Source organism: Agrobacterium sp. O3.4, from assembly GCF_041414895.1.
GTDB classification, from domain to species: Bacteria; Pseudomonadota; Alphaproteobacteria; order Rhizobiales; family Rhizobiaceae; genus Agrobacterium; species Agrobacterium cucumeris.
The window spans coordinates 92,324-117,895 of sequence record NZ_JALPZP010000005.1 but is presented as its reverse complement, the minus strand read 5'-3'; the positions used below and the strand labels follow the sequence as shown (position 1 = coordinate 117,895).

21 protein-coding genes are annotated in these 25,572 nt (G+C 60.0%); 17 read left to right on the top strand and 4 right to left on the bottom strand.

Going from position 1 to position 25,572, the window contains the following annotated elements:
- The first annotated feature begins 2 nt into the window (after nucleotides 1-2).
- From fdhF to M0412_RS20730, 9 genes are all read left to right on the top strand, one after another.
- Nucleotides 3-2,885, top strand: a complete 2,883-nt coding sequence (fdhF, locus tag M0412_RS20770; protein WP_269699976.1) for a formate dehydrogenase subunit alpha — start codon at nucleotides 3-5, stop codon at nucleotides 2,883-2,885.
- 68 nt (nucleotides 2,886-2,953) lie between these two features.
- Nucleotides 2,954-3,295, top strand: a complete 342-nt coding sequence (locus M0412_RS20765; RefSeq protein WP_269699977.1) for a formate dehydrogenase subunit delta — start codon at nucleotides 2,954-2,956, stop codon at nucleotides 3,293-3,295.
- Between the two features lie 113 nt (nucleotides 3,296-3,408).
- Complete coding sequence (locus M0412_RS20760) at nucleotides 3,409-5,061, top strand: OFA family MFS transporter (protein WP_142841983.1); 1,653 nt, start codon at nucleotides 3,409-3,411, stop codon at nucleotides 5,059-5,061.
- A gap of 656 nt (nucleotides 5,062-5,717) precedes the next feature.
- Nucleotides 5,718-6,743: a LacI family DNA-binding transcriptional regulator gene (locus tag M0412_RS20755; protein WP_269700066.1), complete on the top strand. Its 1,026-nt coding sequence runs from the start codon at nucleotides 5,718-5,720 to the stop codon at nucleotides 6,741-6,743.
- A 34-nt stretch (nucleotides 6,744-6,777) separates the two neighbouring features.
- The gene (locus M0412_RS20750) at nucleotides 6,778-7,731 is read left to right on the top strand and encodes a substrate-binding domain-containing protein (protein WP_142841984.1); all 954 of its coding nucleotides are present in this window, start codon (nucleotides 6,778-6,780) and stop codon (nucleotides 7,729-7,731) included.
- On the top strand, nucleotides 7,728-8,531 hold the full coding sequence (locus M0412_RS20745; RefSeq protein WP_269699979.1) for an ATP-binding cassette domain-containing protein: 804 nt from the start codon (nucleotides 7,728-7,730) through the stop codon (nucleotides 8,529-8,531). The genes M0412_RS20750 and M0412_RS20745 overlap by 4 nt, the downstream gene beginning before the upstream one ends.
- Nucleotides 8,528-9,532 (top strand): ABC transporter permease, encoded by a 1,005-nt coding sequence (locus tag M0412_RS20740; RefSeq protein WP_269699981.1) that lies wholly within the window; start codon nucleotides 8,528-8,530, stop codon nucleotides 9,530-9,532. The genes M0412_RS20745 and M0412_RS20740 overlap by 4 nt, the downstream gene beginning before the upstream one ends.
- A 4-nt stretch (nucleotides 9,533-9,536) precedes the next feature.
- A complete protein-coding gene (locus M0412_RS20735) occupies nucleotides 9,537-10,604 on the top strand; it encodes a phosphotriesterase (protein WP_269699982.1) in 1,068 nt (355 codons plus the stop codon).
- A 24-nt stretch (nucleotides 10,605-10,628) separates the two neighbouring features.
- Nucleotides 10,629-11,399 (top strand): glutamine amidotransferase, encoded by a 771-nt coding sequence (locus tag M0412_RS20730; RefSeq protein ID WP_142841988.1) that lies wholly within the window; start codon nucleotides 10,629-10,631, stop codon nucleotides 11,397-11,399.
- Between the two features lie 9 nt (nucleotides 11,400-11,408).
- On the opposite strand, the gene M0412_RS20725 is transcribed toward M0412_RS20730, so the two are convergent.
- On the bottom strand, nucleotides 11,409-12,305 hold the full coding sequence (locus M0412_RS20725; protein ID WP_142841989.1) for a ribokinase: 897 nt from the start codon (nucleotides 12,303-12,305) through the stop codon (nucleotides 11,409-11,411).
- A 24-nt stretch (nucleotides 12,306-12,329) separates the two neighbouring features.
- On the opposite strand from M0412_RS20725, the gene M0412_RS20720 reads away from it, so the two are divergent.
- Nucleotides 12,330-13,175 (top strand): BtpA/SgcQ family protein, encoded by an 846-nt coding sequence (locus M0412_RS20720; protein WP_269699984.1) that lies wholly within the window; start codon nucleotides 12,330-12,332, stop codon nucleotides 13,173-13,175.
- 10 nt (nucleotides 13,176-13,185) lie between these two features.
- A complete protein-coding gene (locus M0412_RS20715; RefSeq protein WP_142841991.1) occupies nucleotides 13,186-14,445 on the top strand; it encodes a Zn-dependent hydrolase in 1,260 nt (419 codons plus the stop codon).
- 120 nt (nucleotides 14,446-14,565) lie between these two features.
- Here the strand turns inward: M0412_RS20715 and M0412_RS20710 are convergent, their stop codons facing one another.
- Genes M0412_RS20710 through M0412_RS20700 form a run of 3 tightly spaced genes read right to left on the bottom strand, consistent with a single transcriptional unit; the run spans nucleotide 14,566 to nucleotide 17,149 of the window.
- Nucleotides 14,566-15,462, bottom strand: coding sequence for a dihydrodipicolinate synthase family protein (locus M0412_RS20710; protein ID WP_142841992.1), 897 nt, complete (start codon nucleotides 15,460-15,462; stop codon nucleotides 14,566-14,568).
- Nucleotides 15,463-15,491: 29 nt separating this feature from the next.
- Complete coding sequence (locus tag M0412_RS20705; protein ID WP_269699986.1) at nucleotides 15,492-16,373, bottom strand: SMP-30/gluconolactonase/LRE family protein; 882 nt, start codon at nucleotides 16,371-16,373, stop codon at nucleotides 15,492-15,494.
- 56 nt (nucleotides 16,374-16,429) lie between these two features.
- Complete coding sequence (locus M0412_RS20700) at nucleotides 16,430-17,149, bottom strand: FadR/GntR family transcriptional regulator (protein ID WP_269699987.1); 720 nt, start codon at nucleotides 17,147-17,149, stop codon at nucleotides 16,430-16,432.
- A gap of 302 nt (nucleotides 17,150-17,451) precedes the next feature.
- Between M0412_RS20700 and M0412_RS20695 the strand changes: the two genes are divergently transcribed.
- From M0412_RS20695 to M0412_RS20670, 6 genes are all read left to right on the top strand, one after another.
- Nucleotides 17,452-19,401, top strand: coding sequence for an ABC transporter substrate-binding protein (locus tag M0412_RS20695; protein ID WP_142841995.1), 1,950 nt, complete (start codon nucleotides 17,452-17,454; stop codon nucleotides 19,399-19,401).
- A 122-nt stretch (nucleotides 19,402-19,523) separates the two neighbouring features.
- Nucleotides 19,524-20,510, top strand: coding sequence for an ABC transporter permease (locus M0412_RS20690; protein ID WP_142841996.1), 987 nt, complete (start codon nucleotides 19,524-19,526; stop codon nucleotides 20,508-20,510).
- A gap of 9 nt (nucleotides 20,511-20,519) precedes the next feature.
- Nucleotides 20,520-21,644 (top strand): ABC transporter permease, encoded by a 1,125-nt coding sequence (locus M0412_RS20685; RefSeq protein ID WP_269699988.1) that lies wholly within the window; start codon nucleotides 20,520-20,522, stop codon nucleotides 21,642-21,644.
- Between the two features lie 8 nt (nucleotides 21,645-21,652).
- A complete protein-coding gene (locus tag M0412_RS20680; RefSeq protein ID WP_269699989.1) occupies nucleotides 21,653-23,377 on the top strand; it encodes an ABC transporter ATP-binding protein in 1,725 nt (574 codons plus the stop codon).
- Nucleotides 23,378-23,421: 44 nt separating this feature from the next.
- Nucleotides 23,422-24,609 (top strand): galactarate dehydratase, encoded by a 1,188-nt coding sequence (locus M0412_RS20675; RefSeq protein ID WP_269699990.1) that lies wholly within the window; start codon nucleotides 23,422-23,424, stop codon nucleotides 24,607-24,609.
- On the top strand, nucleotides 24,596-25,462 hold the full coding sequence (locus tag M0412_RS20670) for an aldose 1-epimerase (protein ID WP_269699991.1): 867 nt from the start codon (nucleotides 24,596-24,598) through the stop codon (nucleotides 25,460-25,462). The genes M0412_RS20675 and M0412_RS20670 overlap by 14 nt, the downstream gene beginning before the upstream one ends.
- The last annotated feature ends 110 nt before the right edge of the window (nucleotides 25,463-25,572 follow it).

The window sequence follows — 25,572 nt, the reverse complement described above, 5'->3', positions numbered from 1 at the left end:
CCATGGCCCTTGTTTCTGAATTCGACTACGGAACCCCGAAATCCCGCGCAACGGACATGGTGACGCTCACCATCGACGGCCGGCAGATCACCGTACCGGCGGGAACGTCGATCATGCGGGCCTCACGCGAAGCGGGTATCGATGTGCCGAAACTCTGCGCCACCGATATGGTGGATGCTTTCGGTTCCTGTCGGCTCTGTCTTATCGAGGTGGAAGGCCGCAACGGCACTCCCGCCTCCTGCACCACGCCCGTCGCCGCCGGTCTTGTCGTGCATACGCAGACGGAGCGGCTGAAGCAGATCCGCAAGGGTGTGATGGAGCTTTATATTTCCGATCACCCGCTCGACTGTCTGACCTGCGCGGCCAATGGCGATTGCGAGCTGCAGGACATGGCGGGTGCCGTGGGCCTGCGCGATGTGCGCTACGGTTATGAAGGTGACAACCACGTCAAGGCACGCACCGGTGATGGCGATCTCAATGCCCGCTGGATGCCGAAGGACGAAAGCAATCCCTATTTCACCTATGATCCTTCCAAATGTATTGTCTGCTCGCGTTGCGTGCGCGCCTGCGAGGAAGTGCAGGGCACGTTTGCACTGACGATCGAAGGGCGTGGCTTTGAAAGCCGCGTGTCACCCGGCGCGCATGAGGCCTTCCTTGATTCCGACTGCGTTTCCTGCGGCGCCTGCGTGCAGGCCTGTCCCACCGCGACACTGACGGAAAAATCGGTGATCGAGATCGGCCAGCCGGAGCATTCGCTGGTCACGACCTGCGCCTATTGTGGTGTCGGCTGTTCCTTCAAGGCGGAAATGCGCGGCGAAGAGCTGGTGCGCATGGTGCCGTGGAAGGACGGGCAGGCCAATCGCGGCCATTCCTGCGTCAAGGGCCGTTTCGCCTATGGTTATGCAACCCACAGAGACCGTATCCTCAACCCGATGATCCGCGAAAAGATCAGCGATCCCTGGCGGGAAGTCACGTGGGAAGAGGCTTTCTCCCATGTCGCGTCGGAGTTTCAGCGCATCCAGGGCCAATATGGCCGGGAAGCCATCGGCGGCATCACCTCGTCCCGCTGCACGAATGAAGAAACCTTCCTCGTTCAGAAACTCATCCGTGCCGGTTTCGGCAACAACAATGTCGATACCTGTGCCCGCGTCTGCCACTCACCCACGGGCTATGGTCTCGGTCAGGCTTTCGGCACCTCGGCGGGAACTCAGAATTTCGACAGCGTGGAGCATTCCGACGTCGTCGTGGTTATCGGTGCCAATCCGACGGACGGGCACCCGGTCTTCGGTTCCCGGCTGAAAAAGCGGCTGCGGCAGGGCGCAAAACTGATCGTCATCGATCCCCGCCGTATCGATCTCGTGCGCGGCCCGCACGTGGAGGCATCCTTCCACCTGCCGCTGAAGCCCGGCACCAACGTCGCCGTGCTGACGGCGCTTGCACATGTGATCGTCACCGAAGGCCTGTTCAACGAGGCCTTCATCCGCGAGCGTTGCGACTGGTCTGAATTCGAGGATTGGGCTGCTTTCGTTGCCGAGCCTCAGCACAGCCCGGAAGAAACCGAAAGTTTCACCGGTGTTCCGGCGGAAGAACTGCGCGGGGCCGCCCGCCTTTATGCCCGGGGCGGCAATGGTGCGATCTATTACGGCCTTGGCGTGACCGAACACAGCCAGGGGTCGACCACGGTCATGGCGATTGCCAATCTGGCCATGGCCACCGGCAATATTGGCCGCCCCGGCGTGGGCGTCAATCCGCTGCGCGGGCAGAACAACGTTCAGGGCTCCTGCGACATGGGCTCGTTCCCGCATGAGCTTCCGGGTTACCGGCATATTTCCGATGACGCCACGCGCGACATCTTCGAGAAACTCTGGGGCGTAAAGCTCAACAACGAGCCGGGACTGCGTATCCCCAACATGCTCGACGCTGCCGTGGATGGCAGCTTCAAGGGCATCTACATTCAGGGCGAGGATATTCTCCAGTCCGATCCGGACACGAAGCACGTGTCCGCCGGTCTTGCCGCCATGGAATGTGTCGTGGTGCATGATCTCTTCCTGAACGAGACGGCGAATTATGCGCACGTCTTTTTGCCCGGTTCCACCTTCCTCGAAAAGGACGGCACCTTCACCAATGCCGAGCGCCGTATCAACCGCGTGCGCCGGGTCATGTCGCCGAAGAACGGTTTTGCCGACTGGGAGGTGACACAGAAGCTGGCGCAGGCCATGGGGCTTTCATGGAACTATGAACATCCGTCGGAAATCATGGATGAAATTGCGGCGACGACACCGAGTTTCGCCAGCGTTTCCTATGATTATCTCGAGCGGAACGGTTCGGTGCAGTGGCCCTGCAACGAGAAGTTCCCGCAGGGGTCGCCAATCATGCATGTCGACGGTTTCGTACGTGGCAAGGGCAAGTTCATCCGCACCGAATATGTGGCGACGGATGAACGCACCGGCCCGCGCTTCCCGCTGCTGCTCACCACCGGCCGCATCCTGTCGCAATACAATGTCGGCGCGCAGACACGGCGCACGGAAAACGTCGTGTGGCATGAGGAGGATCGGCTGGAAATCCACCCGCATGATGCCGAACAGCGCGGCGTCAAGGATGGCGACTGGGTGAAGCTTGCCAGCCGCTCCGGAGATACGACGCTGAGGGCGCTGATCACCGACCGCGTGGCGCCGGGCGTGGTCTATACGACCTTCCACCATCCCGGCACGCAGGCGAATGTCATCACCACCGACTTCTCCGACTGGGCAACGAACTGTCCCGAATACAAGGTGACCGCCGTGCAGATATCACCTTCCAACGGGCCGACGGAATGGCAGGAGGAGTATGATGCGCTCGGCCGCCGGTCGCGGCGGATCACCGGCAAGCTGGAGGCAGCCGAATAATCGGGGCCGGGGGGTGCCCCGGCCACTTGAAACATGGACGCCGACCGGCAGGCGGCGCGGGGAACAGTATGTTGCTTAATCACACCGACGAAAAACTGGTGAGAATGGCGAACCAGATCGCGATTTTTTTCCTGTCTCAGCCGGAGGATGTCCGCATTGACGGTGTCGCCACCCACATCAACAAATTCTGGGAGCCGCGCATGCGCCGCCGGTTTTTCGAGATCGTGGATGCCGGTGCCGGCGATTTTCTGCCGCTGGTGATCGCAGCCTCAGCGGAGATCAAGAGACCCGGAACGCCCACCGCCGATGCAGTGGGGCTTGGGGAGGATGCAAAGGGTGCGCCGGGAGGCAAAGGGCCGGCTGCGGGTGAGTCCCTGTCCGAGCCGAGTATTCCCGAAACCAGACACTGAACGCGGCGAGGGCCGCCTTTACCTATTGCCGCATGGGAGAGCATTCGGCGGTTTCGCCCTGCCATATGGGGCGTATGAAATTTGTCCAGACATCCACGAGGGAGGTAATGTCGATGGCAGTAGCAGGCGTATCTGCGGGAGAACCGGTGCAGGCCGGAATTCTGGACCGCGAACGGATCATAGCAAAACCCGGATTTAACCGCTGGCTGGTGCCGCCGGCAGCATTGGCCATTCATCTGTGCATCGGCATGGCCTATGGCTTCAGTGTTTTCTGGCTGCCATTGTCGAAGGCCCTGCCGGCGACGGACCCCAGCTGCTCCAGTCTTACCCTTGTCGGCGCTTTGTTTACCACGCAGTGCAACTGGCGCGTGGCCGATCTTGGCTGGATTTACACGCTGTTTTTCGTCCTCCTGGGTTGCTCGGCGGCAATCTGGGGCGGCTGGCTGGAACGGGTGGGACCACGCAAGGCCGGATTCGTTTCCGCCTGCTGCTGGTGCGGCGGCATTCTGGTCGCAGCACTCGGCGTCATGACGCATCAATTATGGCTCATGTGGGTGGGCGCGGGTGTCATCGGCGGTATCGGGCTTGGCCTTGGTTATATCTCGCCGGTCTCGACCCTGATCAAATGGTTCCCCGATCGTCGCGGCATGGCGACCGGCATGGCTATCATGGGCTTCGGTGGTGGGGCGATGATCGGCGCACCGCTTGCCAATATCCTGATGAACACCTTCAAGACGGATGTTTCCGTCGGCGTCTGGCAGACTTTCGTCGTCATGGCGTTGATCTATTTCGCCTTCATGATGGCCGGCGCCTTCGGTTACCGCATTCCGCCGGCCGGCTGGCGTCCGGAAGGCTGGACGGCGCCCGCGGCCAAGAGCGCGATGATAACCCATCGTCACGTGCATCTGCGCGACGCGCACAAGACACCGCAGTTCTGGCTGATCTGGGCGGTTCTGTGCCTGAACGTCTCGGCCGGCATCGGTGTTATCGGCATGGCCTCGCCGATGCTGCAGGAAATTTTCGCCGGCTCGCTGATCGGCCTGCCGGGTGTCGGCTTCGCCGAGCTGGATGCGGGGCAGAAGGCGCAGATTGCCGCCATCGCGGCAGGTTTCACCGGCCTGCTGTCGTTGTTCAACATCGGCGGGCGGTTCTTCTGGGCCTCCATGTCCGACAAGTTGGGCCGCAAGAACACCTACTTCTGCTTCTTCATCCTCGGCATCATTCTTTATGCGCTGGCCCCGACACTGGCGACGATGGGTTCCAAGGCATTCTTCGTTCTGGCTCTGGGCATCATCCTGTCGATGTATGGCGGTGGTTTTGCGACCATTCCAGCCTATCTCGCCGATATCTTCGGCACGCAGTTCGTCGGCGCCATCCACGGCCGGCTGCTGACGGCATGGGCAACGGCCGGTATTGCCGGACCGGTGGTGGTCAATTACATCCGTGAAGCGCAGATAGCCGCCGGTGTTGCGCCGGGTCCGGCGCTTTACACCAGCACCATGTATATTCTGGCGGGCATGCTGGCGATTGGCCTTGTCGCCAATGCGCTGGTGAGGCCGTTGCCGGAGAAATGGTTCATGTCGGATGCGGAGGTTGCCGCACTTCAGGCAAAAACCGCTGCCGCCAGCGCCGGCCCGACCGGTTCCTTCGGTATCGGCAGGGGCGGTCTCGACACCAAGGCTGTCTTCGCCTGGCTCGCTGTCGGCATACCGCTCCTCTGGGGCGTGTGGGTCACGGTAAAGAGCAGTCTGGCGCTGTTCGGCTGAGCGTTCATCACATTCGGGTGGCGCTAATCAACGTGCCACCCGGAGAAGTGCGTGCCAGCCCACGGTCGGCATATCATTTGATCAGGCCATATCAGGGGGCGGCTCGGACCCATGTCCGATGAGCCTCCCCCCGTTTGCGAAAAACTCCGGTTCACGGCGGGTTCAAATCCCGCTCCGCAATCATCTGAACCTGGAGAATTTGTCAGCCAAGCCACGTCTTGGAGCATTTTTCAGTAAAAGTGCTTAGCTGTTTTACGTCCGGAAAATTTGGAAAAACAAAAGGATAGAGCACCTCCAACAAACCCGTTTGGATTGGACGTCCTTTAGAAATTTCCCGCCGTCAGGCGTGCGGGAGACCTTGTTCTTCCCAAGTTATCTCACGGTCGGCAGCAGGCCGGCTCTCCCGGCGATTGCGGGTTTTCGACTTAACCTTTGATCGGTCATCTAAAATCTAGCCTTGTCATGCCTGTCGATCCGATCGGGAGATCGAAACGCGGGCGACACCCTTGCCCGGCAGCAATTTTCGTGGCGGCGACGAAATCATATTGACTCCGTTCGAATTTTGGATTTTTTTGTAAACCGGTTTAGTAAAGCGATTTACAAACCGAAGAGAGGTCGAAAAAGACCCGATGAGTGGAACAGGAAATGGGAATATGATGGCGCGAAATCATGCGACCAGTCTGAAGGACGTTGCCCGGGCCGCGGGTGTTTCCGTTGCGACGATATCGCGATTGCTGAACGGTACGCTGGAGCTGCCGGCAGAGACGAAAACGCGCATCGAGAGCGCTATTCGCGAGCTCAATTATGTCCCTAATCCCCATGCCCGGCGTTTGAGCCGCGGACGCTCGGACACGATCGGCCTTGTGGTTCCAGATATCGGCAATCCGTTTTTCGGCATGCTCGTCGCGGCCGTGGAAGAAGAGGCAGATCGACGCGGTCTTGCCGTATCGCTGTTTGCCACGCTGAACCGCACGGGTCGCGAATTGTCATATCTGCGACTGCTTGCCCGTAACCATGTCGATGGGCTCGTCTTCATCACCAACCATCCCAATACCGATGAACTGGCAGAACTGATCAACACAACCGGCAAGGTCGTGGTGGTGGATGAAGATGTGCCGGGCGCAATCGTTCCCAAGCTCTTTTGCGATAACGAGCAAGGGGGGCGCCTCGCGGGAGCGCATCTGGCGGAGCACGGACATCGCCGGGTGCTTTACGTCGGCGGTCCCGAGGACATGATCAGTACAGAACGTCGTTTCAGCGGCTTCAAATCCGCACTCTCCGAAAGGGTGGCGCAGGCGGAGCTTTCGATTTCCAGATATTGCGGCGCATATACAGTCGAATTCGGCCGGGCGGCTGCCCGACGCTTTCTGGAGGAGGGGCGTCCGGCGACGGCGATATTCGCAAGTTCGGACGAAATCGCCATCGGGTTTATCGAGGTCCTGCGTGCTGAAGGCGTGCGCATTCCGCAGGATGTCTCGATGATCGGCTTCGATGATGTCGGGCCACTGCATCTTTTTGCACCGCCGCTCACCGCCATTCGCCAGCCTGTCAGCGCCATTGGCCAGCGCGCCCTGTCGCTCCTGCTTGAAACCAATTGGGATCAGGACCCTCCGTTTCCATCGGAGGAGTTGCTGCCCGTCGAAATCGTCGTGCGTGAATCCGTTGCGCCGCCCGCGATCTAATAAAAAGCAACGAACCAACAGAGGAAGAACGATAATGCCAAATTTGAAACGTCGATATTTTTCTGCGGCTCTCGCTGCGACCGTCCTTTCCGGCGCGACCTTGTCTGCTGGTCTGGTCCATGCCGCTGAAAAGACCATTGCCCTGGTGCAGATCAATCAGCAGGCGCTGTTTTTTAACCAGATGAACGAAGGTGCGGAAAAAGCGGCGAAAGAAGCCGGCGTCAAGCTGGTAATCTTTAATGCCAATAACGATCCCGCGGCCCAGAACAGCGCGATCGAAACCTACATCCAGCAGAAAGTGGACGGCATCGCCGTCGTCGCCATTGACGTCAACGGCATCATGCCGGCTGTAAAGCAGGCGGCTGCCGCCAATATTCCCGTCGTTGCGATTGACGCCATTCTGCCGGAAGGCCCGCAGAAGGCGCAGATCGGCGTGGATAACGGCAAAGCCGGTGCCGACATGGGGACATTCTTCCTCGACTACGTGAAATCAGACATGGGCGGCAAGGCCAAGATCGGCGTCGTCGGCGCTCTGAATTCCTTTATTCAGAACATTCGCCAGAAGGGCTTTGAAGAAACCATCAAGGACAAGTCCGGCATTACGGCCGCCGGCGTCGTCGATGGCCAGAATGTTCAGGACACCGCACTTTCCGCAGCGGAAAACCTGATCACCGGCAATCCGGACATGACCGCAATTTATGCCACGGGTGAGCCGGCCCTTCTGGGCGCGGTCGCTGCCGTTGAAAGCCAGAGCAAGCAGAAGGACATCAAGGTCTTCGGTTGGGACCTGACCAAGCAGGCGATCGCCGGTATCGATGCGGGTTATGTCGCAGGTGTCATCCAGCAGGATCCTGCCGCAATGGGTGCGGCCGCTGTCAAGGCGCTCAAGACGGTTGCCGATGGCGGCACCGTCGAAAAGACCATCGCCGTGCCGATAACCATCGTCACCAAGGCCAATGTCGAACCCTACCGCGCGGTTTTCAAATGATTGCCGCCGGACAGCACACAGGCGCTGTCGACGGCGCCGGGGGAGATATTCTCTCCCGGCAAACCGATCGTGAAGCGCGTATCTCGTTGCGTAACATCCGCAAGACATTCGGGTCGCATCAAGCACTTCGGGGTGTCGATCTCGACATTTTTCCCGGTGAATGCCTCGGCCTCGTCGGCGACAATGCCGCGGGCAAATCGACCCTGACCAAGGTGATCTCGGGAACTTACATTCCGGACGAGGGCACGATCACAATGGAAGGCGAGACCATTCGCCTTTCGGGCCCGGCCGACGCCCGCAACCGCAACATTGAAATGGTCTTTCAGGACCTGAGCCTCTGCGACCATATCGATGTGGTGGGGAACCTCTTCCTTGGACGTGAAATCACCAAGGGACCTTTCCTCGACCGGCAAACCATGCTTACGGAAGCCCGCAAGATGCTGGATGCGCTGGAAATCCGCATACCGCGTCTCACCGCCAAGGTGGAAAAGCTCTCCGGCGGCCAGCGCCAGGCGATTGCCATTGCCCGGGCGGCCTCTTTCAATCCAAAGGTCCTGATCATGGATGAGCCCACCTCGGCGCTTGCCGTTGCGGAGGTGGAAGCCGTGCTTTCGCTCATCAATCGCGTCAAGGCGAAGGGCGTATCGGTCATTCTCATCACCCATCGCCTTCAGGATCTCTTCCGCGTCTGCGACCGCATTGCTGTCATGTATGAGGGCACCAAGGTGGCGGAGCGCCAGATCAATGAAACCGGCCTTGAAGACCTCGTCCGGCTGATCGTGGGAGGACAACGCCATTGAACGTCTATACTGAACGCGCCAAGGGCTCACCGCTGTCGGATTTCATCGCGGAAAATGCGCAAGTCCTGTCGATCGCGGTATTTTTCGCCCTTTGCCTGGTGTTTTTCTCCGCCACGACGGACACGTTTCTGACGGCCGGCAATCTGTTGAATGTCATTCGTCAGGCCGCGCCGATCCTGATCGTCTCGATTGCCATGACACTGGTTATCATAACCGGCGGTATCGACCTGTCGGTCGGTTCCATGGTGGCGCTTATCAATGCCGTTGGCGCCATTCTGCTGGCGGCGGGTTACGCCTGGCCGCTGGTTCTGGTGGCCATGCTGATGCTGGGTGGGGTGCTTGGCCTGCTGCAGGGCTGGTTCATCGCCTATCAGGGCATTCCGGCATTCATCGTCACACTGGCCGGCCTGTCCATCCTGCGTGGTGTGGCATTGTACATTACCCAGGGTTATTCCATACCGATACCTGACGCGCCGGGCTTTTTCTATCTCGGTCGCGGCGATCTGCTGGGTATGCCCGTTCCGGCATTGATCGGAATATTCATGACGGCGATCGCCTATGTCATTCTCTCGAGCACACGATATGGACGCCGCGTCGTGGCCGTCGGCTCCAACCTTGAGGCGGCGCGGCGCGTCGGCATGCCGGCGAAGTGGATTCTCGCTTCCGTCTATCTCGGCGCCGGGGTGGCGTCCGCCATTGCCGGTCTCCTGATTGCGGCCCGGCTGGGTTCGGGTTCCTCCAATGCGGCGGTCGGCTTTGAATTGCAGGTCGTGGCGGCGGTGGTTCTCGGCGGCACATCACTGATGGGCGGCCGCGGTACCATTCTTGGCACCGTGCTCGGTACCATGACGATCGCGGTGATCGGTAATGGCCTCATCCTCATGCATATCTCGCCGTTTTTCACCCAGATCGTCACTGGTGCGATCATCCTTGCCGCTATCTGGCTCAACACGCGCATCTTCACCACCAATTTCCGTTTCGGCGTGAAAAGAAAGGGTTGATGCCATGACCTCAGAATTGTCCGAAGGACATGTCCGTTCCGGCAAGGTCATGACCGTGCGCGGGCCCGTTCCGGCAGAACAGCTCGGTGTGACGTTGATGCACGAGCATATTCTCAATGATTGCCGGTGCTGGTGGCATGCGCCGAAGACGCCGGAGCGGCAATATCTGGCCGATGGTTTCGTCTGTATGGAAATCCTCGGCGAGTTACGCCAGGACCCTTTCGTCAACAGGCATAATATTACGCTGGATGACGAGCCGCTGGCGATTGCGGAATTGATGGATTTTGTCAGTGCCGGCGGTCAAACGGTCGTCGAGCCCACCTGCCAGGGGATCGGCCGAAACCCGGCGGCGCTGAAAAGGATATCCGAGGCCACGGGGCTCAACATCGTCATGGGGGCGGGCTATTACCTCGCCTCATCCCATCCCGGCAAGGTGGCGAACCTCAGTGTCGAGGCGATTGCGGACGAAATCGTCGGCGAGGCGCTTCATGGTGTGGATGGCACAGGCATCAAGATTGGCCTGATCGGTGAAATCGGCGTCTCCGCCGATTTCACACCGGAAGAGGAGAAATCCCTGCGCGGTGCGGCACAGGCACAGGTCCGTATCGGCCTGCCGCTAATGGTACATCTGCCGGGATGGCTGCGGCTGGGGCACAGGGTTCTCGATATCGTCGCCGGGGAGGGGGCGGATTTAAGGCATACCGTTCTTTGCCACATGAACCCTTCGCATGACGATCTTGCCTATCAGGGGGAGCTTGCCGCGCGCGGCGCCTTCATCGAATACGACATGATCGGCATGGATTTTTTCTATGCCGACCAGCAGGTGCAATGCCCGAGCGACGAGGATGCAGCCCGCTCCATCGTCGCGCTGGCGGAACGCGGTTACCTGGATCGTATTCTCCTCTCCCATGACGTCTTCCTGAAAATGATGCTGACGCGATATGGCGGCAATGGCTACGCCTATATTCTCAAGCATTTCCTGCCGCGCCTGAAACGGCACGGTCTTGGCGACACCGCTCTTCAAACCCTTATGCGGGATAATCCGCTCTCGGTCTTTCAGGCAAAGGCCTGATGAACTTATGGAAATGGAAAGATCATGACAAAAAAAGTGCTTCTCGTCGGTGAAAGCTGGGTCAGCTCGGCTACTCACTACAAAGGTTTCGATCAGTTCGGCAGCGTCACCTTCCACCTCGGAGCCGAGCCTCTGGTCAAGGCGCTGGAGGGCAGCGACTATGAGCTGACCTATATGACAGCCCATGATGCGGTGGAGAAATTCCCGTTCGAGATGGCCGGACTGGACGTCTATGACGCGATCATTCTTTCAGACATCGGCGCAAATTCGCTTCTATTGCCGCCAGCCGTCTGGCTGCACTCCAAAACAGTGCCGAACCGTTTGAAACTGCTGAAGGCCTGGGTCGAAAAGGGCGGCGGCCTGCTGATGGTCGGCGGTTATTTTTCGTTCCAGGGGATCGACGGCAAGGCCCGCTGGCGTCGTACGCCGGTCGAAGATACTTTGCCCGTGACCTGCCTTCCCTGGGATGACCGGGTGGAAATTCCGGAAGGCTCGACCGCAGATATTCTGAAACCCGACCATCCGACGGTCGCCGGCCTTTCTGGCGAGTGGCCGCTTCTGCTCGGGGTGAACGAGGTCGAGGTTCGCGATCGCGCCGATGTCGAGGTGGTTGCCCGGCTGCCAAAGGATCAGGGTTCCCATCCCCTGCTCGTGACCGGACGTTTCGGCAAGGGCCGCACGGCGGCATGGACCTCCGACATTGGTCCGCACTGGCTCTCTCCTGCCTTCTGCGAATGGGACGGATATGGTCGCCTATGGAAGAACATTCTCGGCTGGCTGACGGAAAAGCCGTGATCGGAGGGGCTAAGTCCGCAGAATGGCCATCAGCTCTTCATGGCTGGGAAAGGCATCCTGCGTACCGCGGCGACCGACCGTGATGGCGGCGGCCCTTGAGGCATCTTCAAGGGCGCGCACATCCACGGCGACACCGCGAAGCATGGCGGAAGCAAGCGCCACGCCCGTGAAGCAATCGCCGGCACCCGTTGTGTCGACGATTGCGGCGGGTGCGGCCGGCACTTCGGTAGCACCATCGTTGGACACGAGCACGCAGCCCTGTCCACCAAGCGTGACGATGACGAGGCCGACACCGGCACGCAGCAGAAAAGCGCCAGCCTCGGCACCGTTCTCGCCGGTCAGCGCCTCAGCCTCGATACGATTGAGAACGGCGATATCGATAAGCGGCAGGACGCTTGCGAACCAGGGTTGCAGGGGTGAAGGATTGAAGGCCGTATTTAACCCCTTCGATCTTGCCGCATTGAGAATGGCGAGGGTTGTTTCTTCCGAGAGATTGCCCTGCAGGACGAGGAGGTCGCCGGATGCGGCGTCGCCAAGCGCGTCCAAGGCTGCGTTTTCATCAAGCGCTGCTGCTGCTGCACGGGTGGTGATGATCGAGTTTTCGCCGTCCGGAGTTGTCAGAATGATGGAAATATCGCTGGTGGGGCTGTCGACGGGAATGAGATTCGGTGTCAGGCGCTCGCGGGTGAGCGCTCTTCCGATCGCAATGGCGCGATCGTCCATGCCGACGGCAGCAACCAGCGTGGTTTCGACGCCGCATCGTGAAAGAACAATGGCCTGATTGCAGCCTTTTCCACCGAGACTGCGCGAGGCCTGCTCGCCAAATATCGAAGCGCCTGCCTCGGGCAGCGCTGAAATGGAATAGGTTTCATCGAGTGCGATATTGCCGATAACAAAGGCGCGCATGAAGAACTTTCGAAAGGGATTTAAATGCAGACCATATCCGACAACACAGCCAATGCCATTCAAGAAATTTTCGGCCGAAGCAAGGCATTGATCGGCATGGTCCACTGCCCGGCCTTTCCGGGAGCGCCGCGTTATCGGAACGCGAGCATGGATGCCATCTACGATACGTGCATGCGCGATGCGGAACGCCTTGTCGAGGGCGGCATGCATGGTCTGGTCATCGAAAACCACGGAGACGTGCCATTTTCCAAGCCGGACGATATCGGACCGGAAACGTCAGCCTTCATGAGCGTGGTGACGGACCGCATCGTTCGCGCCGCCGGCGTGCCGGTTGGCATCAACGTGCTGGCCAATGCTCCCATCCCGGCCTTCGCGATCGCGATGGCGGGCGGGGCAAAGTTCATCCGCGTCAACCAATGGGCAAATGCCTATGTGGCCAATGAAGGTTTCATGGAGGGGCGAGCAGCCGAGGCGATGCGCTACCGTTCGCTGCTGCGGGCGGAGCATATCAAGGTTTTTGCAGACAGCCATGTCAAGCACGGCGCCCATGCCATCACGGCGGATCGCAGCATTGATGAGTTGACGCGCGATCTCGCCTTCTTCGACGCCGATGGGGTCATTGCGACGGGCCAGCGCACCGGCAACAGCGCCTCCCTTGAGGAAATAGAGGAAATCGGTGCGGCGACGCATCTGCCGCTGCTGGTCGGATCGGGTGTCAATGAGGGCAATATCGTCGAAATCCTCAAACGTACCAATGGCGTGATTGTCGCCTCATCGCTCAAGGAAGGCGGGGTGTGGTGGAACCCCGTGGAGCTGTCGCGCGTGCGTTCTTTCGTGGCGGCTGCGCGGCCCGCCCTTGATGCCCGATGAGGAGATGAAGATGGGACAGTTTGCGATCAACGGTGAAAGACTTCTGGTAAACCTGGATCGTTTCGCAGCAATCGGTGCCACCGACAGGGGAGGCGTGAATCGGCAGGCCCTTACACGGCTTGATCGCGAGGCACGACGGCTGTTGACGCAACTTGCCCTGGAGCGCGGATTTTCCGTGTTTCAGGATCCCATCGCCAATCTCTTCATTCGCAGAAATGGGCGGGATAACAATCTTTCACCGCTCTTGATCGGCAGCCATCTCGACAGTCAACCGTCGGGTGGCCGATTTGATGGCGCGCTTGGAACGCTTTCAGCTTTTGAGGTTCTTGAGACCCTTGAAGATTTCGGCGTTGAGACGGAGCGTCCCGTTGAGGTCGTAGCTTTTACCAATGAAGAAGGCTGCCGCTTTGCGCCCGGCTGCATGGGGTCGACGGCCTTTGCGAGCGGGACAATACCAACGAACTGGTCAAGCCTGCCGGCAACGGATGATGGCGCCGAATTTGCAGGTGAGCTTGCCGCAACCCTGCAAAGCCTGCCCGAAGCAACCATGCGTGGCCTCGGGTTTCCGGTCTTTGCTTTTCTTGAAGTCCATATCGAGCAGGGACCGTCTCTCGAAAAAGAGGGGCTGCCAATCGGCATCGTCACGGGGATACAGGGTACGCGCTGGCTGGAAGTGACGTTGACCGGACAGACCGCTCACGCCGGGACGACGGCACTCATGTACCGACGCGATCCGTTTCATGCCGCGGTGAATGCGCTTGGATCCCTTTTTCCCGCTATCATGCCGTCAGACCCTGACGCCCGCTTCACGGTCGGTCGAATTGCGTTGCAGCCCGGCGCCGTCAACGCCATTCCGCAAACCGCCACCTTCACCGTGGATCTCCGACACCCGTCTTCCGAAAGGCTTGACGACATGGAGGAGAAAATCCGTGCGGTTGTGGGGGATGCTGCATTGGCGCAGGGCTGTGAAGCGACAATCCGTCAGATATTCGACATGCCGCCCGCAAATTTTGAGGAGGGCATTCTATCGGCCCTCGACCGTGCTGCGCTCGAGCGCGGTTTTGCGACGCGACGGATGTTGTCGGGTGCTTTTCACGATGCGCTGTTCATGAACCAGGTCGCGCCATCGGCGATGATTTTCGTTCCGTGCCGCGATGGTCTCAGTCACAACGAGGCGGAACATGTTGAACCCGAGCATAGTATTGCCGGCTGCAACATGCTTTTGGCCGCGCTCCTTCAATTGCCATCGCTGGCGACAGTCGAGGGGTGAGATCCGACTGCCACTCGTTTGATGGAAACGTAACCGGCAACCGGCGAGTTGCCGGTCACAAGCTTGCCTATCAGGTCAGATTCGAACCCGGAAAAATGCGGCCCGCCGGCAGTCCGTCCGTCAGCGCCAGCTGGCAAGCAATCCTTCCAGCGTTGCGCGATCCTCCTTATCGAGGCGCGCAAGTCCGGGTGCGCGAACGGGACCGACAGCGAGGCCGAGGATTTCCATCGCCTCTTTCACCACCGTCACATTTGCGCCATTGCGATAACGTGTCCGCAACCGTTCGAACAACTCGATCTTTTCGACGATCTTGCGCGCCGCGTCAAAATCCCCTGATGTCAGTGCGTCGAGGACCTGCAGTGAGAATTGCGGCGCAACGTTCACCAGACCGGATGTGAAGCCGCGTGCACCGGCGGCGCAAAAGGCGGGTGCCCAGCTTTCAGCCAATCCGCAGACATATAGTGCGCCGTTCGGATCGGAGGCGGCGATCGCGCGCGACAGAAGCATGATATCCGTCGTTGCGAATTTGATGCCGGCGACATTCTGGTGGCTGGAAAGCCTTACCATGTCATCGACCGAAAAACCGTCGGCCCTGACATAGGCCACCAGCGGCAATTCGCTGCCCTCTGCGAGGCCGAGAAAGTAGTCGATCTGCGATTGCGGGGCTGCAAACGGGTCGACCGGCTGATGCGACATGACGGCGGAAGCCCCCATGTCCTTTGCCTGCCGCGCCATGGACAGCGCTTCGCGCTGCGAGCGTCCGATCGCCGCCGTCACCGGGGCCTTCCCGTTTACGCCTTTTATCGCGGCCTCAAAAACCCGTAGAATTTCAGCCGGCGTCAGGGCGTAGAACTCGCCGGTATTGCCCGCCGCGACGATGTTGTGGATGCCTGCCTTTGCCACGCGGGCGTAAACCTCGGCGGTGACACCGGCGTCCACTTCGCCGCCTGCATCATAAGCCGTCACGGGAACGCCGGAGATACCCTGCAGGGCCTGGCGAAAATCGAATGTCGTCATCAATTTGTTCCTCAAGGTAAAAGGGCGTCTCAGATGGAGAATGTGTGAACGGGCGTGCCGGCGACAGGCGCATCGAACGCAACGACGGTGCCGGCCGTGGAGACACCGTCGGTTTCGGTCACCAGACTGGTGAGATAGATCGTCTTAAGGCCCGGACCGCCGAAACACGGCATGGTCGGCCCCTTGAAGGGCAGCTTGTATATCTCGAACAATTCGCCTTCAGGCGTAAAGCGGTTGAGCCGTCCGCCCTGAACGCCGGCGCTCCAGTAGCAGCCGTCGCTATCGGTCGCCGCGCCATCCGGCCTGCCTTCCTCGGGCGCAAAATCGTGAAGGCGTTCGGCCGGGCCGAGCCTGCCGGTTGCGACATCGAAATCGAATGCCTGATACATGAGCCCGCTGCTGTCGGAATGATACATCCGCTTTCCATCCGGGCTCCAGGCAAGGCCGTTTGATGTGAACATATTGCCGTCGATGATACGCTCGATGCCACCGTCAGGTGCCACCCGATAGAGGCGCGCATTGCCTGTGGGCACGGCGGCCTCGTCGCGGGTTCCCACCCAGAAATGCCCGTCCGGGCCAACCTTGCCGTCATTGAGGCGGCTGTCGGGTCGTCCTTCGTCGGGGTCGCATAGAAAGTCGAGCCTGCCGCTTGCGGGGTCGAGCAGATGCACGCCCGTCTTGAGGCCCGCCACAACAAGGCCATTGTCACACAGACCAAGACAGCCCACCTGGGCGGGCATGTCGAACCTGTCCAGCTTTCCGTCCGGATGCAGGCGGAAAATCGCCGGGGCAAGAATATCGACGAACCACAGATTGCCCGTCCGCTCGTCCCATGCGGGCGATTCGCCAACTTTCAAAGGCGTATCGACGAGGGGACGGAGTTTTGGTTCTATGATGCGCGGCTGGCTCACTGATTATTCTCCATCGCCCCTTCAGGCCTCGTTTTCTTAGGATTGCGGGATTGGTTCTAGCCGCCGACGCCCTGAAACATGCGGGCGCGGGCTTTGAGGATGTGGTCTTTCATAGCGTCATGGGCCGCCTGCTCGTGGCGCGCAAAAATTGCTTCGACGATGGCGGTGTGCTCGTTCTGCACTTCACGCACATGCTGCGGTGTACGTTTGAGGCTGAGACTGCGTGTCACCGACTGGCCGATGGCGAAATGCGGTTTGAACCAGATGCGTACGGTGATGTGGAACTGGTTATGGCTTGCCCTGGCAATGGCTTCGTGCAGGGCGAAATCTTCCTCTGCGCCAAGATCGTTGCGCTCGAGACATTGTTCCAGCGCTGCGATGGCCTGCTCGATCCGCGTCTTGTCGGCCGCCTGCCAGTTGCGCGCCGCGAGTTCGGCCCCCGAGGACTCAAGGCCGGCCCGGAACTCGAAGAAGCGCTGCACGTCGGCAAGCGAACCGACCGGCACCTGCTGCAACACCGAAGAGTCGGGTTGCTGGCGCACATAGGAGCCGGAGCCTTTCTGCGAAACGATAAGCTCGTCATTGCGCAGCCGCTCCAGCGCTGCGCGCACCACCGGCCGGGAAGCCCCGAACAGCGACGCCAGGCTTTGTTCGGACGGTAGACGCTCGTTTATGGGAAATCGCCCGTCCGAAATCATGCCGACGATCTTTTCGTAGACGATGTCGCTGAGCCGGGTCTCGCCGCGTGCGGCCGACGATGTGGTCGTATTGTCCATCAGCACACCTTTCGTTGCAAATCGCTGAAGTTGAACGGTTTCCTGTATGTCATCCGCAACAGAAATACCGGGGTTTTATCAGCGTGGAGCGCTGCCGTTCCGATCTTTATCGTCAAACCTGTCTTCGAAAATCGCTCTACGAATAAAAAATATGTAAAAAGCTGTCAATACTTGTAATCATCTGAAAACGCCCATATGGTCTGCCCCTGCCGGTGGAGGATCGGCGTGCTGGCTGGCCGGGAGGGCCGCTGCGACACAGTGAAGGCTGTTTTGCTGCCGGTGATTTTTTGGGAGGATAATCGATGCGCGATGGGGATAAATTTTCGCTTGGCGTGACGCGCCGGACCTTTATGGCGGGGCTTGGCGGCGTCGCCGCCCTTTCCGTCATCGGGACTTCGGCGCGGGCCGCCACCGGCAAGGAAGCGCCGGAACTGGCTGCCTTGGTAAAAGACGGCAAACTGCCGCCCTTGGCCGAGCGCCTGCCGAAAAATCCGATGGTGGTGACGCCGCATGAAAAGATCGGCACCTATGGCGGCACATTGCGCCGCGGCCTGCGCGGTTCGTCGGACCATAACGGCATTCTGCGCATGGTCGGCAACCAGGGGCTGGTGCGCTGGAACATGGACTTCACCGAAGTTCTGCCGAACCTTGCCGAGAAATGGGAGGTCAATGACGACGCCTCGCAGTTCACCTTCCATCTGTTGCAGGGCGCGAAATGGTCGGACGGCCACCCTTTTACCGCAGATGACGTGGTGTTCGCCATCGAGGACTGCATCAAGAACAAGGAGCTTTACAGCGCCACCCCGGCCCAGCTTTCCGTTGCGGGTGAGGCCGTCGACGTCGAAAAGGTCGATGATTTCACGGTAAGGTTCAAGTTCGCGGCGCCGAATGCGCTCTATCTCGAGAACCTTGCCACACCGCTCGGTCAGCATCCGACGCTGTTTGCCAAGCACTATTGCAGCAAGTTCCTGCCGAAATACAACACCTCGCTCGATGCCGATGTGAAGGCAGCCGGCGTATCCAGCTGGACGGAACTGTTCCGCGCCAAGTGCGGCGATATCGAAATCCCGTCGCGCTGGTCGAATGTCGACAAGCCGACACTTGATCCATGGGTGGTGAAGGAACCCTATTCCGGCGGCGCGACCCGCGTGGTCATGACCCGTAACCCTTACTTCTGGCAGGTCGATACCGAAGGCAACCAGCTTCCTTACATCGACGAAGTCAATTTCGGCATCTCGCAGGATGTCGAATCGCTGATGCTGAACGTCATTTCCGGCAAGATCGACATTCAGGAACGCCATATCAGCGTTCTCGCCAACAAGCCGACGCTGTCGCAGAACATGAAAAAAGGCGATTATCGCCTGTTGACGCTGGTGCCGTCTGCTTCACAGCAGTGCCAGATCTACCTGAACATCACCCATAAAGACCCGGCAATGCGCAAGATGTTTGCCGACAAGTCCTTCCGCCAGGCGCTGTCCATTGCGCTCAACCGGCAGGAAATCATCGACATCGTCTATTTCGGCCAGAGCGAGGGATATCAGGCCGGGCCACGCCCGACGCACCCCTGGTATAATGAAAAGCTGGGGCGCCAGTACACCGAATATGATGCTGCCAAGGCGAATGAACTTCTCGACAAGGCCGGTTACGACAAGAAGAACGGCAATGGCATGCGGCTTCGTCCCGACGGCCAGCCGATCTTCTTCTCCATCGATGTCATCCCGACGCTTTATCCCGATCTGGTCGATGCGCTCGAACTGGTGAAGGCGCAGTGGGCGCAGATCGGCGTCGATATCAAGGTCAATACCATCGAACGCGCGCTCTATTACACGCGCGGCGATGATAACGCCCATGATGCGGCGGTCTGGCCTGGCCCCGGTGGCCTCGATCCGATGCTCGACCCGCGCGATTTCTTCGCCTTCCATCCGCAGGGATCGCGTTACGCCATTCCGTGGGCGCTCTGGTATACGTCCAACGGCCAGAAGGGCGAGGAGCCGCCGGAAAGCCAGAAAAAACGCTTCAAACTGTTCGATGAGGCGCGCTCCACGGCCGACCTTGCCAAGCGCGGTGAGAAGATGAAGGAAATCTTCGACATCGCGGCGGAAGAGTTCGAGACGATCGGCCTCTGCCTTGCTGTCGGTGGTTTCGGCATCATTCGCAACAATCTGCGCAACGTGCCCGAGACCGAACCCGACAGCTGGTCGTGGCCCAATCCCGGCCCGGCGCTGCCGCAACAGTTCACCTTCACAAGCTGACACCACCATATGGGCGTCGCTGCCTCAACGCGGCGACGCCTCTCAGGTTGTTTCCACCGCCCACAATCCGTCTCCCTGGTTGGAAGGCGGCGGGTGCGGTCCAATGTGATTGCGAGAACGACATGCTGCTTTTTATCGTAAAACGCCTGCTGTGGATGATACCGTCCCTGTTTGCCGTCAGTTTCCTTGCCTTTGTCCTGATCCAGCTGCCACCCGGCGATTATGTGACGACCTATATCGCCACCCTGGCCGCCTCCAACGAGGTCATCGACCACAATACGGCGGCGCAGCTGCGTGAACGCTTCGGTCTCGATGACCCGATGATCGTGCAATATCTGAAATGGATATGGGGCATCATCAGCCGCGGTGATTTCGGCATTTCGTTCGAATGGCAGCAGCCGGTTTCCGGCCTCATCTGGGAACGCATGGCGCTGACGCTGGTTCTGGCCGTCGCCAGCCTTCTCGCCACCTGGGCCATCGCCCTTCCGATCGGCGTCTTCTCCGCCGTGCGCAAATATTCGATCGGCGATTATCTCTTCACCGCCTTTTCCTTTTTCGGCCTGTCCATACCGTCGTTCCTGCTGGCGCTGGTGCTGATGTATGTGGCGGCGGTGGAGTTCGGGGCCGATGTCGGCGGGCTGTTTTCGGCAGAATATGAAACGGCGTCCTGGAGCATCGCCAAGATGATCGACCTGATGGCCCATATCTGGCTGCCGGTCGCCATCCTTGCCGTGTCATCCACCGCAAGCCTCATCCGCGTCATGCGCGCCAACATGCTGGACGAATTGCCCAAGCCCTATGTGACCACGGCGCGTGCGAAGGGGTTGTCCGAGTTCAAGCTGCTGACGAAATATCCGCTCAGAATTGCGCTCAACCCGTTCATTTCCACCATCGCATGGCTGCTGCCCAATCTCATTTCGGGCTCCGTGGTGGTCGCCATCGTGCTCAATCTGCCGACGGCCGCACCGCTGCTTCTGCAGTCGTTGATGGCGCAGGACATGTATCTCGCCGGCGCTTTCGTGCTGTTGATCTGCGCGCTGACGCTGATCGGTTCGCTTATCAGCGACATCCTGCTTGCGCTGGTCGATCCGCGCATCCGTCTCGAATAGGAGGGCGCCATGAGCGATATCACCATGACCACCAATGCCCGGCAGGACCGCGCCGCCGTCGCTTCGCAGTGGCAGCTCATCTGGTGGGCCTTCAAACGCCACAAGCTGGCCATGGCCGCCCTGTTCATCACCATCGCCATGTATATCGTCGCGCTGGTGCCGGGCTTCTTCGCCATCAACGATCCGGTGCTGCAGAATGCCCGCGCCACCTTCCATCCGCCGCAGCGCGTCCACTTCATCGATACGACCGACGGTTTCTCGCTCGGGCTGCATTATTATCCGCTGAAGCTGACCCGCAATCCCGAGACACTGGCGGCGGTGTTCGTCGAAGATACGGCGACGAAAATCCCGGTCCAGCTTTTCGGTCGTGGTTACGAATATTCCGTGTTCGGCCTGTTCACCACGGATATCCATCTGTTTGCTTCCACCGACAAGACGCGGCCGCTGTTTCTTTTCGGTGCGGATCGTCTCGGCCGTGATGTCTTCAGCCGCGTCGTGCAGGGGTCGCAGATTTCGCTGTCGATCGGTCTTGTCGGTGTGTTCTTCTCGCTATTGCTTGGTGTCGTTCTCGGCGGCATCTCCGGTTATTATGGCGGACGCATCGATTTCGTCATGCAGCGCGTGATCGACTTCGTGCTCTCGCTGCCCACCATTCCCATCTGGCTGGCAATGGCCGCCGCGCTGCCGCAGGGCTGGCCGGCGACGCTGCAATACATGATGATCACCATCATCCTGTCCTTGACCGGTTGGGCGCAGCTCGCTCGCGTCGTGCGCGGCCGGTTCCTGTCACTCAGAACCGAAGAGTTCGTGGCTGCGGCCCGGCTGGATGGCGTGCCGGAAGGGCGCATCATCTTCCGCCACATGCTGCCGAGTTTTTCGAGCCATATCATCGCCTCGGTCACGCTTGCGGTTCCGGCGATGATCCTTGCGGAAACCTCGCTGTCCTTCCTTGGCCTCGGCCTTCAGCCGCCGACGATTTCCTGGGGCGTTTTGCTTCGCGAGGCGCAGAATATCCGCTCGATCGCAACCGCACCCTGGCTGTTCCTGCCCGGCGTCGCTGTTGTCGTTGCCGTCATGGCGCTCAATCTGCTCGGTGACGGTCTGCGCGACGCAGCCGACCCCTATAACAAGTGAGGCCCCGGATGAGCGATATTCTCTCCATGAAGCCAGCAAAGCCGCTGCTTGAAGTCCGTAATCTGGTCACCGAGTTTCCGGTCAGAAACGGGGTATTCCGGGCGGTCAACGATCTGTCTTTTTCCATCGACCGCGGCAAGACGCTGTGTGTCGTCGGCGAAAGCGGTTCGGGCAAGTCCGTCACCGCCCGCTCGATCCTGCAGATCATCGACAGCCCCGGCTCCATCGCATCCGGGTCGATCATCCTCAACCGCGCCGATGGCACGTCTCTCGATCTCGCAAAGCTCGATCCGCGCAGCCGGGCGATCCGCTCGGTACGCGGCGCAGACATCGCGATGATCTTTCAGGAGCCGATGTCGTCGCTTTCACCCGTGCACACCGTGGGTGACCAGATCACCGAGGTGCTGCGGCTGCATCTGAAGATGAGCAAGGCGCAGGCGCGGGCCGAGGCTATCGAGCTGCTGCGGCAGGTGGAAATCCCCAATCCTGAAAAGGCGCTGGATCGTTATGCCTTCCAGTATTCCGGCGGCATGCGCCAGCGCGCCATGATCGCCATGGCGCTGGCCTGCAAACCGCAATTGCTGATCGCCGACGAACCGACAACGGCACTTGATGTGACGACACAGGCCGAAATCCTCGACCTGATATCGCGGCTGCAAAAGGCGCATGGCATGGCGGTGCTGTTCATCACCCATGACATGGGTGTGGTGGCGCAGATTGCCGATGACGTGCTGGTCATGCATCACGGTGTCGCCAAGGAATATGGCACTGTCGAGCAGATATTCCACAGCCCGCAGGATCCCTATACCCGCATGTTGATCGGCTCGGTGCTGAAACTGGAGCAGAAAGCGGAAATCCGGCTTGCCCGCCCGCCGCTCGATCTTGCCGCAGCGCCCATCCTGGAGGTCAACGACCTCTCCATGCATTTCGGCGAGATGAAGGCGCTGGATGGCGTCTCGATCAAGCTGTTGCCCGGCGAGACGCTCGGCATCGTCGGCGAAAGCGGTTCCGGCAAGACCACGATGGGCCGCTCCATCATGCGCCTTTACGATCCGACCGGCGGCGAAATGCGCTATCGCCGGGCGGATGGCACGGTGGTCGATTTGGCCAAAATCGAAGGTGCCGAGCTGAAAGCTGCACGGCGCGAATTGCGCATGGTCTTCCAGGACCCGTTCGGCTCACTCAATCCGCGCATGACGGTGGCGCAGGTGATCGGCGAGCCGTTGCTGGTCAACGGCATTGCCAGGGGCAGGGAACTGGATGAACGCGTCTGCGCCCTGATGGAGCAGGTGGGGCTGGATCCTACCGGGCGTGAGCGTTACCCGCACGCCTTTTCGGGCGGCCAGCGCCAGCGCATCGGCATCGCCCGCGCCATCACGCTGAAGCCGCGCATCATCGTGGCGGACGAAGCGACCTCGGCGCTGGATGTTTCGGTGCGGTTCCAGGTGCTGGATCTGCTCATGCGGCTGCAGGACGAGCTGGGGCTCGCTTACATCTTCATCAGCCACGATATCGGCGTCATCAGATACATGTGCGACCGCGTCGGGGTGATGTATCGCGGCAAGCTGGTGGAAGTGGGAGAGGCGGAAAAGGTCTGCAACGCGCCGGATCACCCTTATACGCAGGCGCTTCTTTCCGCCATTCCGCGCCCCGACCCGCGCGACCGGGATCGCACCCGGAGGTTCCGCTATGTCGAGCCATCCGAGATCAAGAACGGGGTTGCGGCCCGATAACGTCGCGGCCGTTGCATCCTGCAATTCACGAGGAAGACTAAAGCATGAAAATCGATCGCATGCGGGTATTCGTCACCCGCGACAAGGACCGTCCCCGCGTTGTCGTCGCTCTCGATGCCGATGACGGTCTGACCGGCTGGGGTGAGTGTTACAATCACGGCCCCGATCTCGCCCTGCCGCCGTTGCTGGATTACCTCTACGGCTTCCTTGCCGGGCAGGACCCGACGCGGGTTGAATATCTCTACAATCTCCTTCTGCAGCAAAACCGTTTTCCGCCCGGCGCACTCGGCCTTTCGGCCATCTCGGCGCTGGACCATTGCCTCTGGGACCTTGCCGCCAAGGCGGCGGGGGTGCCGGTCTACAAACTGCTGGGCGGCGAAGTGCGCGACCGTATCAAGGTCTATGCCGGGGTCTACACGGCTCCGGACGCGCCGGCTGCAAAGGAAGAGTTCGATCGTCTGAATGAGGACTGGGGCTTCACGGCCTTCAAGCTCAGCCCGTGGCGCCTCGATATCCACGCGCATCGCTGGGGTGAGGTGGTGCGCAGTTCTGCCGAATATTTCCGCTCGCTTCGCGAGACCGTACGGCCCGATTACGATATCGCCTTTGATGCCCATGCCAAGATTTTCGAACCTGCGGCCGCCCGCCAGCTCGGCAACGCGCTTGCCCCTTACGATCCGCTGTTCTTCGAGGAGCCTTTGCGTCCGGAAAACATCGAGATGTGGGGAGACCTGAAGCAGGGGCTGAACTGCACGCTGGCAACAGGGGAAAGTCTGTATCATCGCAATGAGTTCCTGCGTCTTCTTCAGGTAAAGGGTGCGGATATCATCCAGCCCGATATCTGCGTCGTCGGCGGCATTTCTGAGATGCGCCGCATCGCTACGCTTGCGGAAGCCCATTTTGTCAGCATCGCGCCGCATAACCCGATGGGGCCGCTCGCCACTGCCGTCAATGTGCATTTTTCCGCGGCCCAGCAGAATTTCCGTATTCTCGAATACCGACTGCCGAAAGGGCAATGCTACGTCTATGGCGGCACCGATCTGGAAAAACGCGAGGATGAAACCCGTTATGTCGTCGACCCCTATCTGCCGAAGGACGGATATCTGGAACTGAGGCCGGATCGCCCCGGCTGGGGTGTCGAGATGGATGAAAAAGCCATGCAGGAAGATGGTTATGTTCACTGGCAGAGGCGGGTACCAAAACGTCCTGACGGATCCTATGCCTTCGCCTGAAACGGTTGCGATAAGCTGCGGGCCGTTTTCGGCCCGCCTGCGCCCCGCATGGGGCGGCAGGATTACCCATCTGCACCATGCCGACCACGGCGATATTCTGGTGCCTACGGGCGAGGACGGTTTCGAGCCGCTCAACTGGCCGCGCGCCGGCGCATACCCGCTGTTCCCTTATCACAACCGGCTTTATGGCGGCTCATTCGTTCATGCCGGCATCCGCCATAACCTCCTGCCACATCCTGCGCTCGCGCCGGATGCCATGCATGGGCCTGCGCACCGGCGCGCATGGGAGATTTCCGATCTGGATTTCGATCGGGCCGGGCTGGTACTCGACTATGAGGCTGACGGGGAATGGCCCTTTTCTTTCCGCGCCGAACAGTCCTTTCTGCTTGAAAACACCGGCCTCACCGTGGATCTGTCGATCACCAATCTCGCGGACGTGCCCGCGCCGATGGCGCTCGGATGGCATCCCTATCTGGCCGCCGGACTTGGTTGCGACGCGCGCACGGATGCCAGACTGCAATATCCGCTGGACCCGCAGAACGTGCCGACCGGCCAGCCGGCAGTCCCTCGCCACAACACCGCCATTCCCGCCGCAACGGGATACACGTTGCATTATACCGACTGGTCAAATGCACATGTGCAATTTGACAGGTTTTCGCTGCGGATCGAGGCCGATCCGGTTTTTGGCCATCTCGCCGTTCACCGCATGGACCGCTATCTTTGCCTCGAGCCCGTTTCCATGGCCGCCGGAGCGCTTGGCGTGCCGGAGACGCAGCGGGAAGTGTTTGGTGTCAGGATCATCCCGCCCGGAGAGCGCCTGTCGGGACGCATCCGGCTTTCCATCGGGCCTTAAGGAACACAGGGCAGGTGAGAACGTCATGCGCCTGCGTCGCACTTCACTCTCAAAAAAACGCCACATGCCCATATTTTGAGCGTGAAAAATCGTCGCTCAAAAATGCGCTT